The 12767-nt window shown below is 63.7% G+C and carries 10 protein-coding genes; 5 read left to right on the forward strand and 5 right to left on the reverse strand.

Annotation, left to right across the window (positions count from 1 at the left end; genetic code table 11):
- Positions 1-108 precede the first annotated feature (108 nt).
- Positions 109-738 carry a response regulator transcription factor gene (locus CWR53_RS20385; protein ID WP_058603047.1) on the reverse strand — a complete coding sequence of 210 codons (630 nt, stop codon included), beginning with the start codon at positions 736-738 and terminating at the stop codon, positions 109-111.
- Positions 735-3137, reverse strand: a complete 2403-nt coding sequence (locus CWR53_RS20390; RefSeq protein WP_100852352.1) for a PAS domain S-box protein — start codon at positions 3135-3137, stop codon at positions 735-737. The genes CWR53_RS20385 and CWR53_RS20390 overlap by 4 nt, the downstream gene beginning before the upstream one ends.
- 95 nt (positions 3138-3232) lie before the next feature.
- Between CWR53_RS20390 and CWR53_RS20395 the strand changes: the two genes are divergently transcribed.
- Complete coding sequence (locus CWR53_RS20395) at positions 3233-4228, forward strand: alpha/beta hydrolase family protein (RefSeq protein ID WP_100852353.1); 996 nt, start codon at positions 3233-3235, stop codon at positions 4226-4228.
- 42 nt (positions 4229-4270) lie between these two features.
- Here the strand turns inward: CWR53_RS20395 and CWR53_RS20400 are convergent, their stop codons facing one another.
- The 3 genes from CWR53_RS20400 to CWR53_RS20410 are packed head-to-tail and all read right to left on the reverse strand — an operon-like array spanning position 4271 to position 6727.
- Positions 4271-5038, reverse strand: a complete 768-nt coding sequence (locus CWR53_RS20400) for a TerB family tellurite resistance protein (RefSeq protein ID WP_078479213.1) — start codon at positions 5036-5038, stop codon at positions 4271-4273.
- A 1-nt stretch (position 5039) separates the two neighbouring features.
- Positions 5040-5711, reverse strand: coding sequence for an N-acetylmuramate alpha-1-phosphate uridylyltransferase MurU (murU, locus tag CWR53_RS20405; protein ID WP_100852354.1), 672 nt, complete (start codon positions 5709-5711; stop codon positions 5040-5042).
- Positions 5708-6727: an aminoglycoside phosphotransferase family protein gene (locus CWR53_RS20410; RefSeq protein ID WP_100852355.1), complete on the reverse strand. Its 1020-nt coding sequence runs from the start codon at positions 6725-6727 to the stop codon at positions 5708-5710. Before CWR53_RS20410 ends, murU begins: the two co-directional genes overlap by 4 nt.
- 130 nt (positions 6728-6857) lie before the next feature.
- Here CWR53_RS20410 and CWR53_RS20415 point away from each other — a divergent pair, with 130 nt between their 5' ends.
- Genes CWR53_RS20415 through rsmA form a run of 4 tightly spaced genes read left to right on the forward strand, consistent with a single transcriptional unit; the run spans position 6858 to position 12751 of the window.
- The gene (locus CWR53_RS20415) at positions 6858-9668 is read left to right on the forward strand and encodes an LPS-assembly protein LptD (protein ID WP_058603041.1); all 2811 of its coding nucleotides are present in this window, start codon (positions 6858-6860) and stop codon (positions 9666-9668) included.
- Positions 9643-10968 (forward strand): peptidylprolyl isomerase SurA, encoded by a 1326-nt coding sequence (surA, locus tag CWR53_RS20420; RefSeq protein ID WP_138031837.1) that lies wholly within the window; start codon positions 9643-9645, stop codon positions 10966-10968. Before CWR53_RS20415 ends, surA begins: the two co-directional genes overlap by 26 nt.
- A complete protein-coding gene (gene pdxA / locus CWR53_RS20425) occupies positions 10965-11954 on the forward strand; it encodes a 4-hydroxythreonine-4-phosphate dehydrogenase PdxA (protein ID WP_100852357.1) in 990 nt (329 codons plus the stop codon). Before surA ends, pdxA begins: the two co-directional genes overlap by 4 nt.
- Complete coding sequence (gene rsmA / locus CWR53_RS20430; protein WP_058603039.1) at positions 11951-12751, forward strand: 16S rRNA (adenine(1518)-N(6)/adenine(1519)-N(6))-dimethyltransferase RsmA; 801 nt, start codon at positions 11951-11953, stop codon at positions 12749-12751. Before pdxA ends, rsmA begins: the two co-directional genes overlap by 4 nt.
- Positions 12752-12767 lie beyond the last annotated feature (16 nt).

Here is a 12767-nt window from a genome sequence, read left to right on the forward strand (position 1 = left end):
ACCGCGCCTACGCAAGCAGCGGCGCTGCGGGCGGCGGAAGATACATGCTGGCAGCCTTCGTCTAGGCACCGGGTCACGGCAGCGATGGCGCGGCCGTGAATGTCGCAATCAGATCAGCTTGTGCTCCATCGCATACTTGACCAGCTCGGCCAGCGAATTCACTTTCAGCTTCTGCATCAGGCGCGCCTTGTGGGTGCTGATGGTCTTGCTCGACAACGCCAGTTGCTGGGCGATGTCATTGACGTTGGCGCCCTGGGCCAGGCGTTCGAACACCGAAAACTCCCGTTCCGACAGCAAGGTGTGCAAAGGCCTGGATTCGGTCAGGCCCACTTCGAACACCATGCGGTCTGCCAGCGCCGGATCGATGTAACGCCCACCGCCGGCTACCCGGCGTATCGCCGCCAGCAATAATGCCGGGTCGCTGTCCTTGGTCGCGTATCCGGCCGCCCCGGCCTTCAGGGCGCGGGCTGCCATCTGCGCCTCGTCATGCATCGACAGCATCAGGATCGCAGGCGCATCGTGCAGGGCACGGATGCGCGGGATCGCTTCCAGTCCACTCACGCCCGGCATCGAAATATCCAGCAGCACCACGTCGCACCGGGTGTGCCGCAGGCTGTCGAGCAACTGCTCGCCGTTTGCGGCTTCCCCTACCACCTGCATGTCCTTGGCCAGCCCGATCAACTGCTTGATCCCTTCCCGGACAATGGTGTGGTCCTCGGCCACCAGCACTCGAATCACGTTCGCTCCTCCTGCTCCAGGGCAATGGCTACGCTCAAGCGCGTGCCGTCGCCGGGCTCACTGTGCAGCACCATGCTGCCGCCCATCATCAATACCCGCTCGCGCATCCCGACCAGGCCAAACGAGCTGGGGCGCGGCTGGTCTGGGCAGAAACCCTGCCCGTCGTCACTGACCGTCATGCGCAACTGCCCGGCCTCGCGCACCAGCTCGATTTCCACGCTGTGCGCCCGGGCGTGGCGCATCACATTGGTGAGTGCTTCCTGAAGGATACGGAAAAGGCCCGTTGCCCGGGCGTCGCTCAACGCCGGCAGATGGTCAGGAACCTGTACCAGGCAAGGGATCTGGGTGCGCGCCTCGAAGCGCCGGGCTTGCCACTCGATGGCCGAGGCAATCCCGGCATCCAGAATGGGCGGGCGCAGCGCCGTCGCGACATCGCGTACCAGTTGAAACAACTGGCTGATCAGACGCTTCATGGTGGTCAGCCGCTCATTGAGGCCGGGGTCCAGTTCGGCAAAGGCCAGTTCGCACATGGATACTTCAAGCTTGAGTACGGTCAGCATCTGGCCCAGCTCATCGTGCACCTCGCGGGCGATTCGGGCTTTTTCCTCCTCGCGCACGCTTTCAAGGTGCGCCGAGAGTTCGCGCAGCTGCTCTTGGGAACGGGCCAGGGCCCGCTCGGCGCGCTTGCCCTGGGTGATGTCCCAGACCACCCCGTCCCAGACCAGCTGGCCGTTGCCCAGGCGCCGGGTGCTGGCCTTGATATCGGCCCAGCGTTGCTCGCCCTGACGCGTAAGGATGCGCCCCTGCCAGGCCCAGTCCTGCTCATTGGCCAGCGCCAGGTCTTGCACCCGGTGATAGTCGGCGCGGTCGTCGGGATGTACCAGGTTGCGCAGCCCCATCTGTGGGTGCTGGATCTCGCCAGGCGTATAGCCCACCAATGCTTCACTTCCCTCACTGACATAGGGAAATTCAAGTCCACCCTCAGCGGGGTCTCGTTCCAGGCGAAACACCAGCCCTGGTACGTTGCCAGCGATCCCCTTCAGCCGTGCCTCGCTTTCGCGCAAGGCAGCCGTGGCGCGATGGCGCTCGGTGACATCGGCCAGGTACACCACCAGGTATTCCGCATCGCGAAACCGCAGGAAACTCAAAGACAGCTCCACCGGCAGCAGACGACCGTCAGCGCGCAGGCATCGGGTTTCGAACTGCCCCACACCGCTGTCGCCTGAACGCGCACCTTTCCACAGGTCCAGCCAGCGTTCCATGCTCAACGAGGGCTCGAAGTCCCCCAACGGCTTTTCCAGCAAGGCGCCTTCGCCATAACCCAGCATGCGCTCGGCAGCCGGGTTGGCATAGCGCACATGGCTGTCCCAGTTGACCCAGAGAATACCCACAGTGCTCTGGTCGATGGCGAACTGGCTCAGGCGCGAGGCTTCATCGCGCGCATGCCGCTCTACCAGTCGCTCACGGGTGGCCAACAGGCTGCGCTCCAGCTGGCTCTGCTGGCGGCGCTGCCATACCAGGGTGATCAACGCGCAGATCAGCAACAGCCCCAGTAACAAGGCCAGGTTTTGCCAGAACCCCGGCGACTCGCTGATCCTGGGATACCTGGGCTGCAACCAGCGCTGATGCAGCTGTTCCAGTTCTTTGGCCGGCAGTGCCTGCAAACCACGCTCCAGCACCTCGGCCAACAGTGGCCAGTCTGGCCGAGAACCCATGCGCAGCAGCTGCGGCAGGCCGATATCCCCCACCACCGCCAGTTCGCTGAACTCGCTTTCACGGGACAGACGACTGAGTTGGGCCTCGTCCATGACGGCGTAGCTGGCCTGCCCTCCGACCACCAGTTGCAGGGCCTCACGGTCGTTCGGTACGCCCTGCAGGTTCAGGTTGCCGTAGTTGGCGCGCAGGTAATTGGCCAGAACCCCGGGCATTCTTACGGCCACGCGCTGGGCGGCGTCCAGTTTTTCCAGCTCAACGCCCAGCGCCGCGTTGCGGGGGCCCACGATCAACTGCGGCACGCGCATGTAGGGGTCGCTGAATAACCATAGGCGCAAGGTGGCCGGCGTCTGGGTCAAACCTGGCGCGAAGTCGATCTCCCCTGCTTGCAAGGCCCTTTCGAGATTGGCCTGGTCTGGATAATGGCGCCACGTGAGGTCCAGATGCAGCACTTTGGCCAAGCTGCTCACCAGCTCCACGTTAGCCCCGTACAGCTGCTGCAGGCGGCGGTCGAACTGGGCATAGGGGGCTTGCAATACCAACCCCACGCGCAAGCTGCGATGGGTCTCGAGCCATTGTTGCTGCGTCGGCTCCAGTATGACGCCAGGCACCGCCTCAGGCCTTGCCATGGCCATCAGCGGCAGCCACAGGCAGCCGATCATCAACAGGCGATGCACTCGCTTCATCTACACGTTCGTCCACACAGGGGCGGCCATCGACCGTGGCCGTAACGGGCAAATACCATTACGCTGCCGGTATCATTCTGGCTTTGGGTTGAGACATGTTCACACTCTATCGCACGACGCTGGCAATGTGCTGCCTGGTCTCGCTCCTTCCTGTGGCGGCGCTGGCTGACGACGCATCGGCTACCCCGCCCGAGACACCGCCTGCAGCAGAAGCTACGCCCTCGCGCCCGCCCCTGATCGAGCGCAGCCAGGAGGACGCCCAGGCACTCGAACGCCGCGTGCCCAAGGCCGAACAGCAGACCCTGCAAGCCGGTGCCGACAGCTTCCTGGCGTTGTGGAAACCCGCCAACGACAGCGACCCGCAGGGCGCGGTGATCATCGTGCCAGGGGCCGGCGAAACGGCCGACTGGCCCAACGCCGTGGGGCCCCTGCGCCAGAAATTCCCGGATGTGGGCTGGCACAGCCTGAGCGTAAGCCTGCCTGACCTGCTGCTCGACAGCCCATTGGCGCGTGTGCAGGCCAAGCCTGCCACGGCGCCTGTTCAGGCCGATGGGCAAACGGCGCCTGCCAAGGACGAACCTGCCGACGCCAACGCCAACGTGGCGCAAGCCACCGCTGCCGAGCCCGAAGCGGCACAAGGGACCGATGCCGAAGCTGCCAGCCAGCAGGCCGACCCCGCCGATGCCGAGCGCATTTTCGCCCGCCTGGACGCCGCCGTCGCGTTCGCCCAGCAACACAATGCCCGCAGCATCGTGCTGATCGGCCATGGCAGTGGCGCCTACTGGGCAGCCCGTTACCTGAGCGAAAAGCAGCCGCCAGAGGTGCAGAAGCTGGTCATGGTTGCCGCCCAGACACCGGCGCGTGTCGAGCATGACCTGGAGAGCCTGACGCCCACCCTGAAAGTGCCCACGGCCGACATCTACTACGTGACCCGCAGCGCTGATCGCAACGCTGCCATGCAGCGCCTGCAGGCCAGCAAGCGGCAGAAAGACAGTCAATACCGCCAGTTGTCCCTGATCGCCATGCCGGGCAATCAGGCCGCCGACCAGGAACAGTTGTTTCGTCGCGTGCGGGGCTGGATGCAGCCCTGATTGGGCGGGCAGGGCAGGATCTCTGCCGGCGCTCGGTCCCGGCTAGAAATCGCGGCGCTTACGGATCAGCGCGTAAGCCTGGTGCAGTTCGCGGGTTCGCTCGGTGGCTTCGCGTAGCTGCGCCTCGCTGGCGCCGGTGCCGGCCAGCTTGTCCGGGTGGTGACGACTGACCAGTCGCCGATAAGCCTGTTTGACAAGCGCGCCCTCGGTGTCGGTGTCCACGCCAAGCAGGCGCATCGCGGCCGCATAGGTCATGCCGACCCCTGCCATGCCAGCCGTTCGACGAGGTTCGTACTCCTGGGACATGGCCTGCACCTGGCGCCGGCTCATGCCCAGTTTGTGCCCCCAGTCCAGCAGCAGCTCACGCTCCTTGTTGCCCATCTTGCCGTCGGCCCAGACCATGCGCCAGCTGGCGCGCAAGGTGCCTTCCGCCCCATGGGGCTGCTGGCGGATCCGGCGCAGATAGCTGCCCAACCGCTCCTTGCCACCCTTGCCCCGATTAAAGGCATCGATCGCCCGCAACCTGGCTGCTTCATCCAGATTCAGCCGGGCCATTTCCTGCCGAGCCTGCTGGATATGCTGCTCGACCACACGCCCATCGCTCTTGGCCAGGCGCCCCAGCAGCACGAACAGCAACTCTTCGTCCCTTGGCGCCGGACGCCCGCCCAAACGCTCGCGCACATCGTCCCAGCCTTGCAGGCGCAGGTGACGGTCCATCATCTGCCCCGCCAGCGCACCGAGCAGGGCACCAGGAATGCTGGCGATGGCAAACCCTGCCCCAGCCCCGATCAACGTGCCTGGCCACCACATCTCAGCGGTGCTCGCCCAGCAGACGCTCGGCCTCGGCCAGGCGCTCGACGGTGCCAACGTCGACCCAGTGCCCGGCAAAATGCTCACCGCTCACCTGGCCGCTGGCCATGGCCTGGCGCAGCAAGGGCGCCAGCTTGAAGGCGCCGGGTTTGCAGCCTTCGAACAACGCCGGACGCAGCACCGAAATACCGCTGAAGGTCAACGTACCGGCTGCACCGTCCCCATCGACCACTTGGGTACCGGCCAGGCGAAAGTCGCCTTGGCCGTGATGCCCGGGGTTGTCCACCAGCACCAGGTGGGCCTGCCCTTGCAGCGGCGCCTGCAAACGCGAGAAATCGTAATCGGTCCAGACGTCACCGTTGATCAACAGGAACGGCGCATCTCCCAGCAAAGGCAAGGCCTTGAAGATACCGCCTCCGGTCTCCAGCGGTTCGCCTTCCGGGGAATAGGCAATACGCAAGCCGTAACGGCTGCCATCGCCCAAGTGGTCCTCGATCTGCTGACCCAGCCAGGCGTGGTTGATCACGACGTCGGTGATCCCTGCTGCGGCAAGGGCCATCAGGTGGTATTCGATGAGCGGGCGCCCCGCCAGTGGTATCAACGGCTTGGGCGTGTGCAGGGTCAGCGGGCGCATACGCTCGCCTTTGCCTGCTGCCAGAATCATCGCCTTCATGCACGCGCTCCCGCTTGCAGGCCAGCAATCAGCTTGCCCAGCTCGGCAAGCTCCGGCCGCCGGCCGATCACTTCTTCTATATAGGCGAAGAAGCGCGGTACGTCGGCCAGATAACGGGGCTTGCCGTCACGGTGGCAGATGCGGGCAAAGATGCCGATCACCTTGAGATGGCGCTGTACGCCCATCAGGTCGCTGGCACGCTGGAAGGCTTCGAACGTGCCCTGCACCGGTACGCCTGCGGCCTTGGCCTTGTGCCAATAATCGCGCAGCCAACCTTCGACCCTCACTTGCGGCCAACTGAGGAACGCATCCTTGAACAGACAGGTGATGTCGTAGGTGACCGGGCCGTAAACGGCATCCTGGAAATCCAGCACGCCGGGGTTAGGGGCGCTCTGCATCAGGTTGCGCGGCATGTAATCGCGGTGTACCAGCACCTGCGGCTGGTCCAGGGCGCTGTCGATCAGCAACTGGCTGGACCGCTGCCACGCTGCCGCCTGGGCCTCGTTGAACGCCAGGCCAAGCGCATGCTTCACGTACCACTGGGGGAACAGTTCCACTTCCCGGCGCAGCAGTGCCTCGTCATAGCGGGGCAACGGTGCGTCCATGGGCAGCGCCTGCAAGGCCAGCAAGGCATCGATGGCATCGGCGAACAGGGCATCGGCATTGTCGGCGTCGATGACGTCCAGGTAGGTCTGGCGGCCCAGATCGCCCAGTAACAGGAAACCGCGCTCTAGGTCCTGGGCATGAATCACGGGCACATGCACACCGCCTCTGGCCAGCAGGTGATCGATGGCGACGAACGGTCGGCAATCTTCCTTCGGCGGCGGTGCATCCATGATCACGAAACTGTGCCCTGCGCCCTCCCAGCGAAAATAGCGGCGAAAGCTCGCATCGCTGCTGGCAGGCGTCAGGCTGCCGGCCGGCACCGGGCCCCAGGCCTGGCGCAGGAAAAGGTCTTGGAGTTGCTGGTCGAGCCACGCGGACAGTTGCTGCAGGCGTACATCGTGTTCAGGCATTACAAGGGTCTCCGACGGCCCTAGCCGTCAAGCGGGTCATGCTTTATTATCCAGCATCTTTTTCAGACCATCGAGAGGCGTGCGGCCCCACACGCGGGCAGATGGCACGCAGGAAGCCCGGACTAATAAGATGGCATTGAAATCCCCCGCGTTTCGTAGAAAGTTTCCGTTGCTCGTCACCGGCAGTCTGCTGGCCCTGCAACCTCTGGCCATGTCGCACGTCATGGCAGCCGAACAATTCGACTGCCAAGTGTCCGCCTCCGGTGGTTGGGACTGCAAGCCCAAAACCGCCGTCACCAACCTGCCACCGCGCCCGGTGCACGAGGGTGCCGCCGCTGCTGGCGGTACCGGCACCGAAGCGGCCGGCGAAGCCGAGGCCGACCGGCCGGTGCTGGTCACCGAGGCCAAGGGCCGTGGGCTGAAGTCGCGCAGCGAGGACTACAGCCACCTGGACTGGGTCCCGCGTGACAAGCTGACCGCCGCGCAACTGGCTGAAACCGGCCCGTACTGCGGCGGTGCCTATGTCGAGCCGCTACGCCCCGGCATGGCTGACACCACGCCCAAGGACGAGTCGCCGACCTACATCAATGCCAAGGTATCCAAGTACCAGCAGGAGCAGCAGATTGCGACCCTGGCCGGTGACGTGGTCATGCGCCAGGGCAGCATGCAGGCCCAGGCCGACGAGGCCAACCTGTACCAGGCCGAGAACCGTGGCGAGCTCAAGGGCAACGTCAAGATCCGCGACAACGGCTCGCTGGTCGTCGGTGACCAGGCGCAGATCCAGCTCGACACTGGCGAAGCCCAGGTCGACAACGCCGAATACGTGATGCACAAGTCGCACATTCGCGGCAGTGCCCTGTACGCCAAGCGCGGTGAGAACGCCATCATCCGCCTCAAGGACGGTACGTACACCACCTGCGAACCGGGCAGCAACGCCTGGCAGCTCAAGGGCAACAACATCACCCTCAACCCGGCCACCGGGTTCGGCACCGCCACAAACGTCACGCTGCGGGTCAAGGATTTCCCGGTGTTCTACACACCGTACATCTACTTCCCGATCGACGACCGCCGCCAGTCCGGCTTCCTGCCGCCGTCGTTCAGCACCAGCAGCGACACCGGTTTCATGCTGGTGACCCCGTACTACTTCAACCTGGCGCCCAACTACGACGCCACCTTGTACCCGCGCTACATGACCAAGCGTGGCCTGTTGATGGAAGGCGAGTTCCGCTACCTGACGCCTTCGAGCGAAGGCCAGTTCGGCGGCGCCTACCTCAACGACAAGAGCGACGAGCGCAAGGACCAGACCGACTACAAAGACCAGCGCTACATGGTCAACTGGCAGCACAAGGGTGGCCTGAACGAGCGCCTGATGACCGAGGTGAACTACACCGACATCAGCGACCCGTTCTATTTCCAGGACCTGGAGTCGGACCAGATCGGCGTCGAGAACAAGGACTTCCTCGACCAGCAGGGTGCCCTGACCTACCGCGGCGACAGCTACACCGCGCGGTTGAACGTGCATGCCTACGAGGCGGCGACCATCTCGCAGATCACGCCTTACGACCGCCTGCCGCAGATCACCCTCAACGGTGTGCTGCCGTATCAGCCGGGCGGCTTGACCATGGCGTACGAAACCGAAGCGGCGCGCTTCGATCGTGACCTGAGGAACGGCCCGGTGTTCGACAAGGACGGTAATCTGGATCTTACCGCCGGCACTGACGGACGTCGTCTGGACCAGAACATTCAGGGTATCGAACGGGCCAACGGCACGCGCCTTAACGTGGCCCCCTCGATCAGCTACCCGATGCAGGCCAGCTATGGCTACCTGACGCCGAAGCTGAAGTATGCCTACACCCAGTACGATCTCGACCTCGACAGCCAAGGCAAGGCTGACGCTGTTCGCCTTGCCAACGCCAAGCCTGGCGCCTATGGCAGCTACAGCAGCTCGGTCAACCGCAGCGTCCCGATCTTCAGCGTGGACAGCGGCCTGTACTTCGACCGCAATACCTCGCTGTTCGGCACCAACTACAAACAGACCCTCGAGCCGCGCCTGTACTACCTGAACGTTCCCTACAAGGACCAGAAGGACATCCCGCTGTTCGACACAGGCGAGACGTTGTTCAGCTATGACTCGCTGTTCCGTGACAACCGCTTCAGCGGTAGCGACCGCATTGGCGACGAGAACAAGCTCTCGCTGGGCGTGACCACCCGCTGGATCGAAGACAACGGCTTCGAGCGCCAGAACTTCAGCATCGGCCAGGCCTACTACTTCAAGGACCGCAAGGTGCAGTTGCCGGGCCTCGACTACCGTGACCGCCAGGACTCCCAGTCGGACGTGTCGCCGTATGCGCTGGTGTACAACTACTACTTCAACCGCGACTGGCGCTTCAACTCGGACTTCAACTGGGACCCGGACAGCCACAGCACCCGCTCGGGCAGTGCGATGTTCCACTACCAGCCTGAAGACAACCCGAACAAGATCGTCAACCTCGGTTATCGCTACCGTAACGACACCATTGCCTACGACTCGGCCACCGGTACGTGGAAAGTGGGTGGTGGCGACTACGGCACCCCAGGTAGCCCGAACTACATCAAGGACTACTACAAGATCCAGCAGCACGACTTCTCGGTCATCTGGCCGATCGTCCCGCAGTGGAGCGTCATCGCTCGCTGGCAGCATGACTACAACCGCAACCGCACCCTGGAAGCCATGGGCGGTTTCGAGTACGACAACTGCTGCTGGAAGCTGCGCTTGATCAACCGTTACTGGCTCGACTTCGACGACTACAGCCAGGCACTGCCGCAGAACGAAAAAGGCGACCATGGCGTATTCCTGCAGGTCGTTCTCAAGGGCCTCGGCGGCGTCGTTGGCAACAAGGTCGAATCCTTCCTCGGCCAAGGCATTCAAGGTTACCGTGAACGTGAAGAACAAGCTTATTGATCGACTGCGCCCAGTGCTGCTGGGCGTCGCTTTGCTGAGTGGCGCGGTGCATGCCGCGGTGCAACCGCTTGATCGGGTGGTGGCCATCGTCGACAACGACGTGGTCATGCAAAGCCAATTGGACCAGCGCGTGCGTGAAGTTCAGCAGACCATCGCCAAGCGCGGCGGCAGCGTGCCGCCAAGCGGCGCCCTGCAGCAGCAGGTGCTGGAACGCCTGATCGTCGAAAACCTGCAGCTGCAGATCGGCGAGCGCTCGGGCATCCGCATTACCGATGAGGAGCTGAACCAGGCGATCGGCACCATTGCCCAGCGCAACGGCATGTCCATCGACCAGTTCCGCGCGGCCCTGGCCCATGACGGCCTGTCGTTCGACGATGCTCGCGAGCAGGTCAAGCGCGAGATGATCATCAGCCGCGTGCGCCAACGCCGGGTGGCAGAGCGCATCCAGGTGTCAGAGCAGGAAGTGAAGAACTTCCTGAATTCGGACATGGGCAAGATGCAGATGTCCGAAGAATACCGTCTGGCCAACATCCTGATCCCAACGCCGGAAGCGGCCAACTCCAGCGACATCCAGAAGGCTGCGCGCAAAGTTGGCGATGTCTACCAGCAGCTCAAGCAAGGTGCGGACTTCGGTCAGATGGCAATCGCCAACTCGGCCAGCGAGAACGCGCTCGAGGGCGGCGAGATGGGCTGGCGCAAAGCCGGTCAACTGCCCCCAGACTTTGCCAAGATGCTGAGCAGCATGCCGGTGGGTGAGATCACCCAGCCCATTCGCATCCCCAACGGCTTCATCATCCTCAAACTCGAGGAGAAGCGTGGTGGCAGCGAGAACGTGCTGCGCGACGAGGTGCACGTACGCCACATCCTGATCAAGCCAAGTGAAGTGCGCAGCGAAGCCGCCACCCAGCAACTGGCTGAAAAGATCTACGAGCGCATCGAAAATGGTGAAGACTTTGCCACCCTGGCCAAGAGCTTCTCGGAAGATCCGGGCTCGGCGCTCAACGGCGGCGACCTCAACTGGGTAGACCCGAACACCCTGGTGCCGGAGTTCCGCGAGCAGATGGCCAACGCACAGCAAGGCGTGGTGACCAAGCCGTTCAAGACCCAATATGGCTGGCATGTGATGGAAGTGCTGGGCCGCCGCGCCACTGACAGCACCGAACAGGCCCGTGAACAGCAAGCCCTGAGCGTGTTGCGCAACCGCAAGTACGACGAAGAGCTGCAAACCTGGCTGCGCCAGATTCGCGACGAAGCCTACGTTGAAATCAAGCTGCCTGGCGCTGACCAGGCCGTTCAGTGAAGCCCCTGCGCTTCGCCGTCACACCCGGCGAGCCAGCGGGGATAGGTCCTGACCTATGCCTGCTGCTCGCTGCCGACGCCCAGCCCCACCCCCTGATTGCCATCTCCAGCCGTGACCTGCTCGCCGAGCGGGCCACCCAGCTGGGGCTGGACATCACCTTGCTGCCTGTCATGCCAGGTCAATGGCCGAGTCAACCGGCACCCGCTGGCAGCCTGTATGTGTGGGACACGCCGCTGTCTGCCCCAGTGGTCGCCGGTCAGCTGGACAAGGCCAATGCGCCATTCGTGCTGCAGACCTTGACCCGTGCCGGACAAGGCTGCCTGGACGGCGATTTCGACGGCATGATCACAGCGCCCGTGCACAAGGGCGTTATCAACGAAAGCGGTATTTCTTTTTCGGGGCATACCGAGTTTCTCGCTGAGCTGACCCATACCACCCAAGTGGTGATGATGCTGGCCACCGATGGCCTGCGCGTCGCCCTGGTCACCACCCACCTGCCCCTGCGTGACATCGCCGAGGCCATTACTGCCGAGCGCATCGAGCGCGTGACACGCATTCTGCATGCCGACATGCGCGACAAATTCGGCATCGCCAACCCTCGCATCCTGGTATGCGGTCTGAACCCCCATGCGGGAGAAGGTGGCCACCTGGGCCGCGAGGAAATCGACATCATCGAGCCTACCCTGGCCCGCCTGCGTGCCGAAGGCATGGACCTGCGCGGGCCACTGCCGGCCGATACCCTGTTTACCCCCAAATATCTGGAGCACTGCGACGCGGTGCTGGCGATGTACCACGACCAAGGGCTTCCCGTACTCAAGTACAAGGGCTTCGGCGCTGCGGTCAATGTCACGCTGGGCCTGCCGATCATCCGTACCTCGGTTGATCATGGCACGGCCTTGGACCTGGCCGGCACCGGCAAAGTCGATACCGGCAGCCTGCGCGTTGCCTTGGACACCGCCTACCAGATGGCCGAGAACCGACCATGAACGAGCAATACCAACACCGGGCGCGCAAGCGTTTCGGGCAGAACTTCCTGCACGATGCAGGCATCATCGACCGCATCCTGCGCGCCATCAATGCCAAGCCAGGCGAACACCTGCTTGAAATCGGCCCGGGCCAGGGCGCATTGACCGAAGGCCTGCTGGGCAGCGGCGCGCAACTGGATGTGGTGGAGCTGGACAAGGACCTGGTGCCGATCCTGCAACACAAGTTTGCAGGCAATGGCAATTTTCGCCTGCACCAAGGTGACGCCCTGAAGTTCGACTTCAACCAGCTCGGCGTACCGGCACGTAGCCTCAAGGTGGTGGGCAACCTGCCCTACAACATCTCTACACCTTTGATCTTCCACCTGCTCAGCCACGCCGGCCTCATCCGGGACATGCACTTCATGCTGCAGAAGGAAGTGGTCGAGCGTATGGCCGCAGGGCCTGGGGGCGGTGATTGGGGTCGGCTGTCGATCATGGTCCAGTATCACTGCCGCGTCGAACACTTGTTCAACGTAGGCCCCGGCGCCTTCAACCCGCCGCCGAAAGTGGACTCAGCCATCGTCCGGCTGGTACCGCACGACGTGCTGCCTCACCCGGCCAAGGACCCGCAGTTGCTTGAGCGGGTGGTTCGCGATGCGTTCAACCAGCGTCGCAAGACGTTGCGTAATACCCTCAAAGGCTTGCTCGACAGCGCCGCCATCGAGGCCGCTGGCGTGGATGGCAGCCTGCGCCCCGAGCAGCTGGATCTGGCGGCTTTCGTGCGCCTGGCCGACCAGTTGGCTGATCAACCGGCCTGACCGGCCCCCTGCCCCG

Origin of the sequence: Pseudomonas sp. SGAir0191 (genome assembly GCF_002812565.2) — a bacterium.
In the GTDB taxonomy this organism is placed as follows: Bacteria; Pseudomonadota; Gammaproteobacteria; order Pseudomonadales; family Pseudomonadaceae; genus Aquipseudomonas; species Aquipseudomonas parafulva_B.